Below are 12,907 nucleotides of genomic sequence, written 5' to 3'. Positions count from 1 at the left end.
CTCGAATTCCCACGCTTAAACTCAGCCGACCAGAGGAGCCTTGAATGAAACAAATCACTGCCATCGTCAAACCGTTCAAGCTGGAGGAAGTTCGTGAAGCCCTCGCCGAAGTCGGCGTGACTGGCCTCACCGTCACCGAAGTCAAGGGCTTCGGCCGCCAGAAGGGCCACACCGAGCTGTATCGCGGCGCTGAATACGTCGTCGACTTCCTGCCCAAGGTGAAGGTCGAGGTCGTGGTGAAGGACGCCGACACCGACCGCTGCGTGGACGCCATCGTCAAGGCGGCCAAGACCGGCAAGATCGGCGACGGCAAGATCTTCGTCACGGCGGTGGAGCAGGTGGTGCGCATCCGCACCGGCGAGACCGACGAAGACGCGGTCTGATCAGATCCGCCGGTAGTCGTCCGGCGAGGTCGCGGCCTTCGCGGCCTCGGCGATGCGCGCGAGCAGCCGCGGCGCATCGTCGTCCACCAGCAGCAGGTCGCGCTGCGAGGCGTGGACGAATCCGTGGGTGGTCGTCTGGTCGAGGAATTCGACCAGCTTGTCGTAGTAGCCATCCACGTTGAGCAACGCCACGGGCTTGTCGTGGTAACCCAGCTGCCGCCAGGTCCAGACCTCGAACAGCTCCTCGAAGGTGCCGATGCCGCCGGGCAGGGCGAGGAAGGCGTCCGAGCGCTGCGCCATGAGCTGCTTGCGCTGGTGCATGGTCTCCACGACGTGCAGTTCGTCCAGGCCCTGGTGGCCCAGTTCGCGCTGCATCAGCGACTGCGGGATCACGCCGACTGTCCGGGCGCCGGAGGAGATCGCGGCATCTGCCACGCGGCCCATCAGTCCCGCACAGCCGCCGCCATAGACGAGTTGCCAATTCGAACGGCCAATGAGCGTGCCGACCTCTTCGGCAGCGGCTGCAAAGGCAGGCTGCGTGCCGTCACGCGAGCCGCAATAGACACAAAGCGAGAGTTTGGGATCCTTCATGGGTCGAGTGTCCCATTTGCCGGCCGGGCTGCGTGCCGGCAGGGGCAAGCTCAGGTTCCGGTCGATACATGCTGCCAGATGGCACCCAGCCAGATGCTCACGCACAGCAGCAGGCTGAGGAACACGGCAGCGCTGCCGAAATCCTTCGCGCGCTTGGACAGGTCGTGCAGTTCGAAAGACACGCGGTCGACCACCGCCTCGATGCCCGAGTTCAACAGCTCCACGATCATCACCAGCAGCACCGAGCCCGCGAGCAGGGCGACTTCGACCCAGCTGCGTCCGACCCAGAATGACAGGGGGACGAGGAAGATGGCCAGCCACGTCTCCTGGCGAAACGCGCTCTCGCCGATGTAGGCGGCCTTAAGTCCGGTCAGGGAGTAGCCGGTGGCGCGGACGATCCGGTCCAGTCCGCTGCGGCCTTTGAATTCATTCGTCATCGGCCGCGATTGTGCCGCGACTGGGCGATGTCACGATGACGTCTTCTTGGGCGCGTCGACGATGCGTGTTCCGCACATCACATCGTGCGGAAACTGCCGCAGCGGATGCAAGAACGCAGTGAGCGCATAGCCCAGCACCCCGACGAAGAGCACGGTGAAGATCATCGGTGCGCTGTGCACGCCCCACAGCGACAACACCACGCAGGCGGGCAGGAACCACAGCCAGCTCAGCAGGTAGCGCGTCAGGGAGCGCCATGGCGTGACGGCCGTGCCGTCCCGGTCCACCAGGCGGATGCGCCACGACTTCATCGCCAGCGTCTGCCCGCCATGCGACCAGAACCAGACGAAATACAGGCCCAGCACGATGAAGAGCACCGCCATCAGCCCGGTACGGCCTTGCATGGCATTGCGCTGGTTCACCAGGCCGGCGTAGAAGAGGGCGGTCGTCATGACCACGCCGAACAGCAGCACGCCTTCGTAGACAAAGGACGCCAGGCGCCGGCGGATGCTGGGGGCAGGAAAGTCCAGGCTGCCCGCGTCCTCGCCGCTCATTGGCGGGACGACGCCGGCGCGGAGGCCGAAGCGGAACGGGTGGCCGCGGCCTGCGGGCCACGCTGGGGCAGCAAAGTACGCTTGTCCACGAATTCAGGTGTGGCGGCGATCTTGGGAATGCCGGTCTGCTGATGGGCCGGCGGCGTGGGGCGCTTGGAGATGAGCGTGGTCGTGGCGCCTGGCTGGGCCTGCACCACGGTCGGCCCAATGGACTTCGGCGGCGCCGCTTCGGCCGGGCTGGTCACGATGTTGGACTTGCGCTGGGCCTTCTCGGTCTTTTCCGCCGTGCGCTGGCCGTTGGCGCCATTCGCCTTCGATGCCACCGGGGCCGGCGGCACCGCGCGCGCCTGAAGCTGTTTCTTCTGCTCGGGAGGGAGCGCCTGGTAGGCCTCCCACTGAGCCTGCCGGTCGCGGGGCGACACCTGCTTGGCCTGCTGGAAGCCGACGCGGGCCTGGCCACGCTCGTTCGGGGACAGGCGAGCCCACTCCGTCATGCGCGCCTGGACGCGCTCACGCTCGGTGGGTTTCATGCTGGGGATGCGCTGGGCGATCTCCAGCCACTTTTCCTTGCGGTCGGCGTCGATGCCGGCCCAGTCTTTTTCCAGCGGCTTGAGCGAGTTGCGCTGGCTGGCCGACAACTCGGACCACTTCGGGCCGGCTTCGGCCGCCTGTGACCACGCGCTGGGCGCGGCGGCGCCCAAAACGGCGATCAGCGCACTGAGTGTCAGTGCGCTGATCAGCTTGGCGGGAGGGGTCAGGGCGCGGCGCCACATGGCGATCCGCGTCAATCGCGCGGGGTCTTGAGGAATTCGACGAAGCCCGGATCGCTGTAGGCGACCGGCGGAACGTCATCGGACAGCAGCGCGGCGTCGATTTCAGCGGCGGCGGCGATCTGCTGGCGGGTGTGGGCGTGGGCGATGAAGAGGAAGCCGGCGACCAGGGCGGCCATCGGCAGGGCCGACGCCAGCTTCAGCCACCAGTCAGATTTGGAACCGCCACCCAAGCTCAGGGTGGCGGTAGGGCCGCTGCCCGACACCTGGGTGCTGGTGGCCGCCTCGACGCGGCGCGCCAGGCGGGCCCGCTCCAGGGCGAGTTCGCGCGACGCCTTCAGGCGTTCGCTGATGTCGTGTGGCAGTTCACGGGAGCCTTCGCTCAGCCGGGCTGCGATGCGCAGACCGAACCGGGCCTGGAGGGCTTCCATTCCGCCGGGTGACAGGTGGGTGTTCTGGTTCTTCATAGCTCTATTCCCTTGGCCTTGAGGGCTTTGGCCAAGGCATGCACCGCCCGGGAGCAGTGTGTCTTGACGCTTCCCTCCGAGCAGCCCATGGCAGCGGCTGTCTCAGCAACATCGAGTTCTTCCCAGTAACGCAGCAAAAAGGCTTCACGTTGACGGGTTGGAAGCTGCTCGATCTGACCTTCGATCGCTAGCAGGATCTGCGCCCGGGAGACGTTGTCCGCCGCGCTTTCCGTGGCGGTAGAGCCATCTTCGCTTTCCAAAGTTTCCAGGATGTCGAAGTCGCCGTCTTCGCCGGCAGCCTCGAAGTCCGAGAAATTTTTCATGATGGCGCCGCGCACCTTCTGGCGGCGGAACCAGTCCATCGTGGCGTTGGACAGGATGCGCTGGAAGATGAGCGGGAGCTCGGCGGCGGGGCGGTCGGCGTACTTTTCGGCGAGCCGGATCATCGCGTCCTGGACAATGTCCAGCGCGGCTTCGTCGTCGCGAACGGCGTACAGGGTACGTTTGAAAGCCCGTTTTTCGACGCTCTTGAGGAAGTCTGAGAGTTCTTTTTCGGAGGCCAAGAGAGAGGTGCCCTCGGAAGTCGGGCGAAAAGCGGGCGCGATTATCTCACCACGGCTTTCCCGATCCTGACTTTTCCGAATTGGTGGAAACCAATGCCATAATGCTGCCTCGCACAACGCAGTAACTGGTCACAGCTGGCCGTCCGACCCGGACGGCTCGTTTTTTGATCGCGCAGGTACCACACCCGCTTCACGAGAGCGAGGAAAGGTGCACCGATGGTTTTTCGTCAGAGATCAACCCAAAGGTTCAACATGGACATGTCTGCCGCGGAAGTCAAGCGTGCCGCTTCGGCACAACCGCACCCCTCTCAATCTCCCGAGCCGAACGGCTCAGAAATCCTCGTTCGCTGTCTTCAGGCCGAAGGCGTGAAGTACCTCTGGGGCTACCCCGGCGGCGCGGTTCTCTACATCTACGACGCGCTGTACAAGCAAGACAGCATCGAGCACGTGCTCGTCCGCCACGAACAGGCGGCCGTCCACGCGGCTGACGGCTACGCCCGGGCGACCGGCAACGTGGGCGTCGCGCTCGTCACGTCGGGGCCTGGCGTCACCAATGCCGTCACCGGCATCGCCACAGCCTACATGGATTCCATCCCCATGGTGATCATCACCGGGCAGGTTCCCACGCCGGCGATCGGCCTGGACGCCTTCCAGGAATGCGACACCGTGGGCATCACCCGTCCGATCGTCAAGCACAATTTCCTCGTGAAGGACGTGCGCGACCTGGCGACGACGCTCAAGAAGGCCTTCCACATCGCCCGCACCGGCCGTCCTGGCCCGGTGGTGGTCGACATCCCGAAGGACGTGTCCCTCAAGACGGCGCCTTTCCACTATCCGCAATCGGTGGAAATGCGCTCGTACAACCCGGTGCGCAAGGGCCATGGTGGGCAAATCCGCAAGGCCGTGCAGCTGTTGCTGGCCGCCAAGCGGCCGTACATCTACACCGGTGGTGGGGTCATCCTGGGCAATGCCGCGGCCGAACTGCGCGAGCTGGTCGATCTGCTGGGCGTGCCCTGCACCAACACACTGATGGGCCTGGGCGCCTTCCCTGCCAGCGATCCGAAGTTCCTGGGCATGCTGGGCATGCACGGCACCTACGAAGCCAACATGACGATGCAGAACTGCGACGTCCTGCTGGCGGTCGGTGCGCGCTTCGATGACCGCGTGATCGGCAACCCCAAGCACTTCGCCTCGGTCGAGCGCAAGATCGTCCACATCGACATCGACCCGTCGTCCATCTCCAAGCGCGTGAAGGTCGACATTCCGATCGTCGGCGACGTGAAGGACGTGCTGCAGGAGCTGATCGCCCAGATCAAGGAGTCGCAGGCGCGGCCCGACGTGCAGGTGCTGTCGCAGTGGTGGGGCCAGATCAACGAGTGGCGCAAGCGCGAATGCCTGCGCTACAAGGGCAGCAACGACGTGATCAAGCCGCAGTACGTGGTGGAAAAACTCTGGGAGCTCACCAAGAACCGCGACACCTACATCACGTCCGACGTGGGCCAGCACCAGATGTGGGCGGCGCAGTACTACCCCTTCAACGAGCCGCGCCGCTGGATCAACTCCGGTGGCCTGGGCACGATGGGCGTGGGCCTGCCCTATGCCATGGGCATCAAGCTGGCCAAGCCCGATTCCGACGTCTTCTGCATCACCGGCGAAGGCAGCATCCAGATGTGCATCCAGGAGCTGTCCACCTGCCTGCAGTACAAGACGCCGGTCAAGATCGTCTCGCTCAACAACCGCTACCTGGGCATGGTGCGGCAGTGGCAGCAGCTGGACTACGGCGGCCGCTACTCCCACAGCTACATGGACGCGCTGCCTGACTTCGTGAAGCTGGCCGAGGCCTATGGCCACGTCGGCCTGCTGGTGGAGAAGCCCGGTGATGTGGAAGGCGCGTTGCGCGAAGCCATCAAGCTCAAGGATCGCACCGTGTTTCTCGACGTGCGCACCGACCCGACGGAGAACGTCTGGCCGATGGTGCAGGCCGGGAAGGGCATCTCGGAGATGCTGCTGGGGTCCGAAGACCTGTGACGCCTGCGAGGGCGGCGAGGGGCCTGGCGTTACCGCGCCGGCCCAGGAGCCGTCCGAGCCTGCGAATCAGCTTCGGCGTTTTGACCTTTCTTCAATCATCGCCACAGCGTGGCCAAGGGCCGTCGGTTACCGCCGCCGGTCTGAAGAGCGCGCTTCAAGACCATGAAACACATCATCGCTTTGCTGCTCGAGAACGAGCCCGGCGCGCTGTCGCGCGTGGTGGCCTTGTTCTCCGCCCGCGGCTACAACATCGAGAGCCTGACGGTGGCGCCCACCGAGGACTCCTCGCTGTCTCGCATGACCATCGTGACCACCGGGTCCGATGACGTCATCGAGCAGATCACCAAGCACTTGAACCGCCTCATCGAAGTCGTGAAGGTCGTCGACCTCACGGAAGGGGCATTCACCGAGCGCGAGCTCATGCTCATCAAGGTCCGTGCCGTCGGCAAGGAACGCGAGGAGATGAAGCGCATGGCGGACATCTTCCGCGGGCGCATCATCGACGTGACCGAGAAGAGCTACACCATTGAATTGACCGGCGACGCTGGCAAGCTCGATGCCTTCCTGGAAGCCATCGACCGCGCCGCCATCCTCGAAACCGTGCGCACCGGCACCAGCGGGATCGGTCGCGGCGAGCGCATCCTGCGCGTTTGATCACCTGGCCCGCAACTGAAAGAGACGAAGGAGAAAGCAATGAAGGTTTACTACGACAAGGATGCGGACCTGAGCCTGATCAAGGGCAAGACCGTCGCGATCATCGGCTACGGCTCGCAAGGCCATGCGCACGCCCAGAACCTGAACGACAGCGGCGTGAAGGTGGTGGTTGGCCTGCGCAAGGGCGGCGCTTCCTGGCCCAAGGTCGAGAAGGCTGGCCTGAAGGTGGCCGAAGTGGCCGATGCGGTGAAGAGCGCCGACGTGGTCATGATCCTGCTGCCCGACGAGCAGATCGCCCAGGTCTACACGAACGACGTCGAGCCGAACATCAAGCAAGGCGCGTCGCTGGCCTTCGCGCACGGCTTCAACGTGCATTACGGCCAGGTCGTGCCGCGTGACGACCTCGACGTGTGGATGGTCGCTCCCAAGGCCCCCGGCCACACCGTGCGCAACACCTACACCCAAGGCGGCGGTGTGCCCCACCTGATCGCCGTGCATGCCGACAAGACCGGCAAGGCGCGCGACCTGGCGCTGAGCTACGCCGCGGCCAACGGCGGCGGCAAGGCCGGCATCATCGAGACCAACTTCCGCGAAGAGACCGAGACCGACCTCTTCGGCGAGCAGGCCGTGCTGTGCGGCGGCACCGTCGAGCTGATCAAGGCGGGTTTCGAGACGCTGGTGGAAGCCGGCTACGCGCCCGAGATGGCCTACTTCGAGTGCCTGCACGAGCTCAAGCTCATCGTGGATCTGATCTACGAAGGCGGCATCGCCAACATGAACTACTCGATCTCCAACAACGCCGAGTACGGTGAGTACGTCACCGGCCCGCGCGTGGTGACCGAGGACACCAAGAACGCGATGCGCCAGTGCCTCAAGGACATCCAGACCGGCGAATACGCCAAGAGCTTCATTCTGGAAAACCGTGCGGGTGCCCCGACGCTGCTGTCTCGCCGCCGCCTGACGGCCGAGCACCAGATCGAGCAAGTGGGCGAGAAGCTGCGCGCGATGATGCCCTGGATCAAGGCGAACAAGCTGGTCGACAAGAGCCGCAACTGATCGGGTCGCCCGATGTGAAAAGGCCGCTCGAGAGCGGCCTTTTTCTTGGAAAGCGCCACAGCGCCGTCATGCGGACGCTGCTTCCATCCCGGCTTCCAGATGGAACCGGGAGACCGTTTCCTTGAGCTTTTGCGCCTGCGACTTCAGGCTGCTCGCGGCGGCGGAGTTCTGCTCGACCAGCGCCGCGTTTTGCTGCGTCGAGGAGTCCAGGTCATGCACGGAGGTGGTGACGTCACCGATTCCCGCCTCCTGTTCCACCGATGCGTTGGTGATCTCGCCGATCAGCGTCGAGACCTGCTGCACCCGCTCCACGATGTCGGTCATGGTGTCGCCAGCCTGTTGCACGAGGCGGCTGCCGCCGTCCACGCGCTCGACGCTGTCGGAGATGAGTGCCTTGATTTCCTTGGCTGCTTCCGCGCTTCGCTGAGCCAGCGAGCGCACTTCACCGGCCACCACCGCGAAGCCGCGGCCCTGCTCGCCGGCGCGGGCGGCTTCCACTGCTGCATTCAGCGCGAGGATGTTCGTCTGGAACGCGATGCCATCGATCACCGAGATGATCTCCGTGATGCGCTGGCTGGACGACTGGATCTCGGACATGCATTGCACGACCTGGCCCACCGCATCGCTTCCGCGTCCGGCAGCCTGCGATGCGGAGGTCGCCAGGTCGCTCGCCTGGCGAGCGGACGAGGTGTTGTGCCGCACGGTCTCCGTCAGCTGCGTCATCGCGCTGCTCGTGCGCTGCAGGCTGCCCGCCTGCTGCTCGGTGCGCGAGCTCAGGTCGAAGTTGCCTTGGGCAATCTCGGCGCTGGCCGTGGCCACGGCGTCGGCAGAGTTCTGGATGTCGGACACTGTCATGCGCAAGGCGCCCTGCATGCTGCGCATCGCAGCCAGCACGCTGTCGCTGTCGTTCTTGCGCAGGTTGATCGTCTCGCCGAGGTCGCCCGAAGCGATGCGGCGCGCCACATCCGCCGCGTAGCGCGGCTCACCGCCCAGCTGCTTCAACAGCGAGCGGGTGAGGGCGACACCCAAGCCCACGCTCAACAGCAGCGCGACGACCGCGCTCAATGCCAACCCGCTCACTGCGGCCGCATGGTCGCGTGACATCGTCGCCACGCGGTCCTGCGTGCGCTTGGCCTGCAGGTCGATCAGCGCCTGCATGGCGTCGATCCATTGCGTCTGCGGCGTCTGCACCTTGTCGATCAGCGTTTCGCTGGCGACTTCCTTCATGCCGCGCAGGGCTTGGTCCATGGACTCATCGAGCAACGGCAGCACGACGCCGCGCAACTGGCCGATGGTGGCGTACAGCTTCTTCTCTTCGTCGTCGACCAGCAGTGGCGAGAGGGCGGAATAGGTCTCGTCGAAGCGAGTGCGAGCGGCTTGCTGTGTTTCCTTCTGCTTGGCCTGCACGGCAGTGTCGCGCGTGACGATCACGTTGCGCACGGCGCGGGCGATCTCCTCCAGGTGGGAGCGCATGTGCCAGGCGAGGTCGCTCTTGCGGTTGTTCTCCGCCACGATCACATCCACGCCGCGCTTGAGCGAGGACATGACCCACCATGCCGCGCCGGCGTTGATGACCAGCAGCGCGGTGCACACGGAAAACGCCAGGGCGAGCCGGCGCCCCACCGTCATTTGCCTGAACCAGTTCATTCGTTGTCTCCTTCCGGGCTCTGTCGTGCGGCCCGGATCGTGAAGTGAAAACTTGCGCCCTGGCCGGGAAGGCTTTGCGCCCAGACCCGGCCCCCATGCCGCTCGACGATCCGCTTGACCAGGCTCAGGCCCACGCCGGAACCGGGAAAGTCGTTGCCGTGCAATCGATGAAATGGCTGGAAGAGAGTGGCCGCGGCAGAGGCGTCAAAGCCCACGCCGTTGTCTTTCACGACGACATGAATCCCGTCATCCCCTGCGGTCGCATCCACCTCGACGCAAGGATCGGCAGCTCGACTGGAAAACTTGAGCGCGTTGCCGATCAAATTGACGAAAACCTGACGAATCAGGCCCGCGGATGCCAGTGCCACGGGCATGGGGCCGATGCGCACGCAGGCCACAGGGGCGCGGCCGTCCGGCGCTGACATGGCGAGTTGGGCCAGGGCCTCGTGGGCGGCGAGGTCCAGCGGGACGTCCGCTTCACTGAACTCGTCGGCTTCGGCCATCGCCAGCAGGTCGTTGACCAGTCCGGCCAGCATGTCGGCCTGCCGGGCTGTGGCCGTCAGCAGGCGCAAGGCGCGCGACGTGTCGCTGCGGGAGATGGCGTCGATGGCCAGGCGCGCCGCGCCGCCCATGGCGCCCAAGGGACCTCGCAGATCGTGGGACACGCTGCGATTGAAACTGCGCAGGCGCTGCACCGTGGCGTGCAGATCCGCCGTGTGCGCCGACCCTGTGCAGTAACGCGGAAGTCGGCCTGCCGGACACCGCTGTGCCTCATCCGACAAAACCCATGCGTCGCTCATCTGAACCTCCGAAGCCGTTGGCTGGTCGCTCCCCGCGTTTCCTTTTCTTTCGTTTTAGTTCCTTTGAATTCGTTTTGTCATAGGTTGAAACCCTGATGAGATGCGTGTGGCTTCCTTTGTCGTGCAATCTGCCCAACAGCGCCATGCGAGCGTGACAACGGCCGGGAAGGGCGCTGATGTATCCTCCCGGCCCATGAAATCCATCCCCCACCCGCACGGCTCATGAGCGACAGTCCCGACGCCCAAGCCCCATCGCGGGAGCCCACGCCGCTGCTGGTTCGTCCGCGCCGCAAGGGCATCTACATCCTTCCGAACCTCTTCACGCTGGCGGCCTTGTTCGGTGGCTTCTACGCCATCGTCATGGCGATGAACGGGCAGTTCGAGCAGGCCGCGTATGGCATCTTCATCGCCGCCGTGCTCGACAGCCTGGACGGTCGCGTCGCGCGCATGACCAACACGCAAAGCGCGTTCGGCGAGCAGATGGACAGCCTGTCGGACATGGTGAGCTTCGGCGCAGCGCCCGCGCTCATCGTCTATGAGTGGGCCTTGAAGGGCCTGGGCAAGCTGGGCTGGATCGCCGCCTTCGTCTACTGCTCCGGCGCTGCGCTGAGGCTGGCGCGCTTCAACACCAACATCGCGGTGGTGGACAAGCGCTTCTTCCAGGGGCTGCCCAGTCCCGCAGCGGCAGCGGTGCTCATCGGCTTCATCTGGGTGATGGACGATGCCGGCTTCAAGGGCGTGTCGAAGATTGAATGGCTGTCGTGGGTGGCTTTCGGCGTGACGCTGTATGCCGGACTCACGATGGTGACCAACGTGCCGTTCTACAGCTTCAAGGACGTGAGCTTCAAGCGCACCGTGCCCTTCATCGTGATCGTGGCGATCGCGCTGGCGTTCGCGGTCATCACCATCCACCCGCCCATCGTGCTGTTCAGCCTGTTCCTGATCTACGGCCTGTCGGGCTACGTGGTCTATGCGTACAAACGCATGAAGGGCAAGCCGGTGAGCGTGATCGCGACATCCACCGACGAACCCGACGAGCAAGGATTGCATCGCTGAAAGGCGTGCTATATTGCTCCGCTATGACGTTCCGCCACGCGACCACGCTGCTACTACTAGGAGACCAACGGGTTCGCTGATCGTTCACGTCTGCACGTTTTCGTCTCAACGGCCCGTATGCAACCAGCAGCGGGCCGTTTTGCTTTTCCTTGCGTCATTTCATCCTGCTGGTTGCCACACCTACTCCACTGAGGGATGCAACCATGTTGAAGCAACCGAACACCAAGTACCGAGCATTCAAGCCGGTCGCGCTCGCGGACCGGACCTGGCCCGATGCCCAGCTGACCCGCGCGCCGCTGTGGTGCAGCGTGGACCTTCGCGACGGCAACCAGGCGCTGATCGAGCCCATGGATGCCGCGCGCAAGCTGCGCATGTTCGAGATGCTGGTGCGCATCGGCTTCAAGGAAATCGAGGTTGGTTTTCCGTCGGCTTCGCAGACGGATTTCGACTTCATCCGCAAGCTGATCGAGGAAGACCTCGTGCCGCAGGACGTGACCATCCAGGTCCTCACGCAGGCTCGCTCGGAGCTCATCTACCGCACCTTCGAATCCCTGAAGGGCGCGCGTCGTGCGGTGGTCCACGTCTACAACGCCACGGCGCCGGTGATGCGGCGCGTCGTTCTGGGCACCGATGAGGATGGCATCGTGAAGCTGGCCACCACGCATGCGCAGCTCATCAAGGCACTCGCTGCCAAGCAGCCCGAGACCGACTGGGTGTTCGAATACTCGCCCGAGACTTTCTCGGGAACGGAGTTGGAGTTTTCCAAGCGGGTGGTCGATGCCGTCACCGAGGTATGGCAACCCACGCCGGAGCACAAGTGCATCATCAACCTGCCGACGACCATCGAGCATTCGACTCCGAATGTCTTCGCGGACATGATCGAGTGGATGCATCGGAACATGGCGCGCCGCGACAGCGTGATCCTGTCGGTCCATCCGCACAACGACCGGGGCACCGGCACCGCGGCGGGCGAGCTGGCCTTGATGGCCGGTGCCGAGCGCATCGAAGGCTGTCTCTTCGGCAACGGCGAGCGCACGGGCAACGTGGACCTCGTCAACATCGCGCTGAATCTCTACACGCAAGGCGTGTCGCCTGAGCTGGACTTCTCCGACATCGACGAAGTGCGCCGCTGCGTCGAGCACTGCAACCAGTTGCCCGTGCATCCGCGCCATGCCTATGCGGGCGACCTCGTCTACACCTCGTTCTCCGGCTCGCACCAGGACGCGATCAAGAAGGCCTTCGCGGCCCGCAAGGATGACGACATCTGGGAAGTGCCCTACCTGCCCATCGACCCGAAGGACCTCGGCCGCAGCTACGACGCGGTGATCCGCGTGAACAGCCAGTCTGGCAAGGGCGGCATCGCCTACCTTCTTGAAGCCGAGTACGGCATCGAGTTGCCGCGCCGCCTGCAGATCGAGTTCAGCCAGGTCGTGCAGGCCGTGATGGACGACAGCGGCAAGGAGCAGTCGGCCAGCGAGATCTGGGACATCTTCCAGCGGGAGTACGGCCTGGGCGAACATGCCAAGGCGGGCGTGTCGCACACCAGCATGGCGGGGGAGGCGATTCGCATGTCGGCGGTGGTGCGTGTGGGCGGGCGGCAGTTCAGCGTGGATGCCACGGGATCGGGACCCATCGATGCCTTCGTCACCGGCATCAATCGCCACATGGGCGGCTCGCCCGTGCGGGTGCTCGACTACCACGAGCATGCCATCGGCAGCGGCGCGGATGCGAAGGCCGTGGCCTACCTGGAGCTGCGCATCGGCGATTCGCTCACGTTGTTCGGCGTGGGCATCGACTCGAACATCGTGTCGGCATCGCTCAAGGCCATCGTTTCCGGCCTGCAACGCGCCACGCATCGTGGATCGCTGCGCTTCGAGCCCGTCGCGCTGGCCTAAGATCGCGC

The 12,907-nt window shown here is 64.7% G+C and carries 14 protein-coding genes; 6 read left to right on the top strand and 8 right to left on the bottom strand.

The genetic code is table 11. The annotated features are described in order from the left end of the window. The first annotated feature begins 44 nt into the window (after positions 1-44). The gene (locus DZC73_RS16055; RefSeq protein ID WP_025495426.1) at positions 45-383 is read left to right on the top strand and encodes a P-II family nitrogen regulator; all 339 of its coding nucleotides are present in this window, start codon (positions 45-47) and stop codon (positions 381-383) included. On the opposite strand, the gene DZC73_RS16050 is transcribed toward DZC73_RS16055, so the two are convergent. Genes DZC73_RS16050 through DZC73_RS16025 form a run of 6 tightly spaced genes read right to left on the bottom strand, consistent with a single transcriptional unit; the run spans position 384 to position 3,763 of the window. Beyond that, complete coding sequence (locus tag DZC73_RS16050; protein WP_124541357.1) at positions 384-974, bottom strand: LOG family protein; 591 nt, start codon at positions 972-974, stop codon at positions 384-386. A gap of 50 nt (positions 975-1,024) precedes the next feature. Continuing rightward, on the bottom strand, positions 1,025-1,411 hold the full coding sequence (locus DZC73_RS16045; protein WP_124541356.1) for a diacylglycerol kinase: 387 nt from the start codon (positions 1,409-1,411) through the stop codon (positions 1,025-1,027). A 30-nt stretch (positions 1,412-1,441) separates the two neighbouring features. Continuing rightward, the gene (locus tag DZC73_RS16040; protein WP_124541355.1) at positions 1,442-1,963 is read right to left on the bottom strand and encodes an RDD family protein; all 522 of its coding nucleotides are present in this window, start codon (positions 1,961-1,963) and stop codon (positions 1,442-1,444) included. Then, positions 1,960-2,736 carry a DUF3106 domain-containing protein gene (locus tag DZC73_RS16035; protein WP_124541354.1) on the bottom strand — a complete coding sequence of 259 codons (777 nt, stop codon included), beginning with the start codon at positions 2,734-2,736 and terminating at the stop codon, positions 1,960-1,962. Before DZC73_RS16035 ends, DZC73_RS16040 begins: the two co-directional genes overlap by 4 nt. 11 nt (positions 2,737-2,747) lie before the next feature. Further along, positions 2,748-3,200: a DUF3619 family protein gene (locus tag DZC73_RS16030; protein WP_235835158.1), complete on the bottom strand. Its 453-nt coding sequence runs from the start codon at positions 3,198-3,200 to the stop codon at positions 2,748-2,750. Beyond that, on the bottom strand, positions 3,197-3,763 hold the full coding sequence (locus DZC73_RS16025) for an RNA polymerase sigma factor (RefSeq protein ID WP_124541353.1): 567 nt from the start codon (positions 3,761-3,763) through the stop codon (positions 3,197-3,199). Before DZC73_RS16025 ends, DZC73_RS16030 begins: the two co-directional genes overlap by 4 nt. A gap of 252 nt (positions 3,764-4,015) precedes the next feature. Between DZC73_RS16025 and DZC73_RS16020 the strand changes: the two genes are divergently transcribed. From DZC73_RS16020 to ilvC, 3 genes are all read left to right on the top strand, one after another. Further along, a complete protein-coding gene (locus DZC73_RS16020; RefSeq protein WP_124541352.1) occupies positions 4,016-5,791 on the top strand; it encodes an acetolactate synthase 3 catalytic subunit in 1,776 nt (591 codons plus the stop codon). 162 nt (positions 5,792-5,953) lie between these two features. Next, complete coding sequence (ilvN, locus tag DZC73_RS16015; protein ID WP_124541351.1) at positions 5,954-6,445, top strand: acetolactate synthase small subunit; 492 nt, start codon at positions 5,954-5,956, stop codon at positions 6,443-6,445. Between the two features lie 39 nt (positions 6,446-6,484). Next, complete coding sequence (ilvC, locus tag DZC73_RS16010; RefSeq protein ID WP_124541350.1) at positions 6,485-7,501, top strand: ketol-acid reductoisomerase; 1,017 nt, start codon at positions 6,485-6,487, stop codon at positions 7,499-7,501. Between the two features lie 66 nt (positions 7,502-7,567). Here ilvC and DZC73_RS16005 read toward each other — a convergent pair whose 3' ends face one another. Next, on the bottom strand, positions 7,568-9,148 hold the full coding sequence (locus tag DZC73_RS16005; protein ID WP_124541349.1) for a methyl-accepting chemotaxis protein: 1,581 nt from the start codon (positions 9,146-9,148) through the stop codon (positions 7,568-7,570). Continuing rightward, positions 9,145-9,948 (bottom strand): sensor histidine kinase, encoded by an 804-nt coding sequence (locus DZC73_RS16000; RefSeq protein WP_124541348.1) that lies wholly within the window; start codon positions 9,946-9,948, stop codon positions 9,145-9,147. The genes DZC73_RS16005 and DZC73_RS16000 overlap by 4 nt, the downstream gene beginning before the upstream one ends. A 222-nt stretch (positions 9,949-10,170) precedes the next feature. Between DZC73_RS16000 and pssA the strand changes: the two genes are divergently transcribed. Beyond that, complete coding sequence (pssA, locus tag DZC73_RS15995; RefSeq protein WP_124541347.1) at positions 10,171-11,004, top strand: CDP-diacylglycerol--serine O-phosphatidyltransferase; 834 nt, start codon at positions 10,171-10,173, stop codon at positions 11,002-11,004. A 203-nt stretch (positions 11,005-11,207) separates the two neighbouring features. Beyond that, a complete protein-coding gene (gene leuA / locus DZC73_RS15990; protein ID WP_124541346.1) occupies positions 11,208-12,899 on the top strand; it encodes a 2-isopropylmalate synthase in 1,692 nt (563 codons plus the stop codon). Positions 12,900-12,907 lie beyond the last annotated feature (8 nt).

The sequence above is a fragment of the Rhizobacter terrae genome (assembly GCF_003852895.1).
Lineage (GTDB): Bacteria > Pseudomonadota > Gammaproteobacteria > Burkholderiales > Burkholderiaceae_C > Albitalea > Albitalea terrae.
Note: the sequence above shows the minus strand (reverse complement) of the source record. Positions and strands in the feature narration are given on the sequence as shown.

What these genes read in the sequence shown, in the direction of transcription:
- DZC73_RS16055 (WP_025495426.1), top strand. Translation starts at nt 45, where the DNA reads ATGAAACAAATCACTGCCATCGTCAAACCGTTCAAGCTGGAGGAAGTT.
- DZC73_RS16050 (WP_124541357.1), bottom strand. Translation starts at nt 974, where the DNA reads ATGAAGGATCCCAAACTCTCGCTTTGTGTCTATTGCGGCTCGCGTGAC.
- DZC73_RS16045 (WP_124541356.1), bottom strand. Translation starts at nt 1,411, where the DNA reads ATGACGAATGAATTCAAAGGCCGCAGCGGACTGGACCGGATCGTCCGC.
- DZC73_RS16040 (WP_124541355.1), bottom strand. Translation starts at nt 1,963, where the DNA reads ATGAGCGGCGAGGACGCGGGCAGCCTGGACTTTCCTGCCCCCAGCATC.
- DZC73_RS16035 (WP_124541354.1), bottom strand. Translation starts at nt 2,736, where the DNA reads ATGTGGCGCCGCGCCCTGACCCCTCCCGCCAAGCTGATCAGCGCACTG.
- DZC73_RS16030 (WP_235835158.1), bottom strand. Translation starts at nt 3,200, where the DNA reads ATGAAGAACCAGAACACCCACCTGTCACCCGGCGGAATGGAAGCCCTC.
- DZC73_RS16020 (WP_124541352.1), top strand. Translation starts at nt 4,016, where the DNA reads ATGGACATGTCTGCCGCGGAAGTCAAGCGTGCCGCTTCGGCACAACCG.
- ilvN (WP_124541351.1), top strand. Translation starts at nt 5,954, where the DNA reads ATGAAACACATCATCGCTTTGCTGCTCGAGAACGAGCCCGGCGCGCTG.
- ilvC (WP_124541350.1), top strand. Translation starts at nt 6,485, where the DNA reads ATGAAGGTTTACTACGACAAGGATGCGGACCTGAGCCTGATCAAGGGC.
- DZC73_RS16005 (WP_124541349.1), bottom strand. Translation starts at nt 9,148, where the DNA reads ATGAACTGGTTCAGGCAAATGACGGTGGGGCGCCGGCTCGCCCTGGCG.
- DZC73_RS16000 (WP_124541348.1), bottom strand. Translation starts at nt 9,948, where the DNA reads ATGAGCGACGCATGGGTTTTGTCGGATGAGGCACAGCGGTGTCCGGCA.
- pssA (WP_124541347.1), top strand. Translation starts at nt 10,171, where the DNA reads ATGAGCGACAGTCCCGACGCCCAAGCCCCATCGCGGGAGCCCACGCCG.
- leuA (WP_124541346.1), top strand. Translation starts at nt 11,208, where the DNA reads ATGTTGAAGCAACCGAACACCAAGTACCGAGCATTCAAGCCGGTCGCG.